The sequence below is a fragment of the Shewanella sp. T24-MNA-CIBAN-0130 genome (genome assembly GCF_040310185.1).
Lineage (GTDB): Bacteria > Pseudomonadota > Gammaproteobacteria > Enterobacterales > Shewanellaceae > Shewanella > Shewanella psychromarinicola.
In genome coordinates, this window is sequence record NZ_JBEOPP010000153.1 from 1 (window position 1) to 444 (window position 444).

The following is a 444-nucleotide window of genomic DNA, read 5'->3' on the forward strand; positions in this document are numbered from 1 at the left end:
CAGTAATATCACTCCAATAATATCATCGATGACAGCCGCGCCAAGAATGATTTGTCCAGCGGTACTTTGGCTTTGATTGTTTAATGTCAATACTCGCACCGAAATACCAATACTGGTGGCCGTCAAGGCGCAGCCAAAAAATAATGCGGTAAAAGGAGGTATCGATAGCCAGTAAAGGCTTGCTAATCCCGTAGCGATTAAAGGAATGACAATACCTAATAGGGCGACCTTGACGGCTTTGTTGCCTGAATGGGCTAGCTTTTTTATGGATGTTTCACAGCCAATATCAAATAACAGTAAAATAACACCGAGCTCAGCGATGATGGCTAACGTGCTGTGAGGGGTAACCCAATTTAGCAGTGAAGGGCCGATTAATATCCCCGCAGTGACTTCACCCACTACGCTCGGGAATCCTAGTCGGTCACTAAGTTCACCCAATATTCT

The 444-nt window shown here is 45.0% G+C and carries 1 protein-coding gene; it reads right to left on the reverse strand.

Annotated features, from left to right (window positions below; translation table 11 throughout):
- Positions 1-444, reverse strand: a 444-nt coding sequence (locus tag AAEZ02_RS21880) for a cation:proton antiporter (RefSeq protein ID WP_351125047.1), incomplete at both ends; no start/stop codon positions are given.